This window comes from Kosakonia sp. H7A, assembly GCF_003028445.1.
In the GTDB taxonomy this organism is placed as follows: Bacteria; Pseudomonadota; Gammaproteobacteria; order Enterobacterales; family Enterobacteriaceae; genus Kosakonia; species Kosakonia radicincitans.
In genome coordinates this window covers 1-433 of sequence record NZ_PYTZ01000142.1, presented here as the reverse complement: position 1 = coordinate 433, position 433 = coordinate 1, and the positions used below count along the sequence as shown (strand labels likewise).

1 pseudogene is annotated in these 433 nt (G+C 64.2%); it reads left to right on the top strand.

Annotated features, from left to right (window positions below):
* A pseudogene (locus tag CWM66_RS28625) lies at positions 1–433 on the top strand (acetyl-CoA carboxylase biotin carboxylase subunit); the annotation flags it as partial.

Sequence of the window (433 nt, the reverse complement as noted above, 5' to 3'; positions counted from 1 at the left end):
GCCGGTGGCGGTGGGGGCCGCGGCATGCGCGTCGTGCACGTGGAAGGCGCGCTGAAGACCGCCAACGAGACCACGAAGTCGGAGGCCAAGGCGGCATTCGGCAACGACCAGGTCTACATGGAGAAGTTCCTGGAGAACCCGCGCCACATCGAGATCCAGGTGCTGGCCGATGGCCAGGGCAATGCGATCCACCTGGGCGAGCGCGACTGTTCGATTCAGCGTCGCCACCAGAAGGTGGTGGAGGAAGCGCCCGCACCGGGTATCACCGAGGAACTGCGCAACGAGATCGGCAAGGTGTGCGTAGAAGCCTGCCTGCGCATCGGCTATCGCGGTGCGGGTACGTTCGAGTTCCTGTTCGAGAACGGCCGCTTCTATTTCATCGAGATGAACACCCGCATCCAGGTGGAGCATCCGGTGACCGAGCGCATCACCG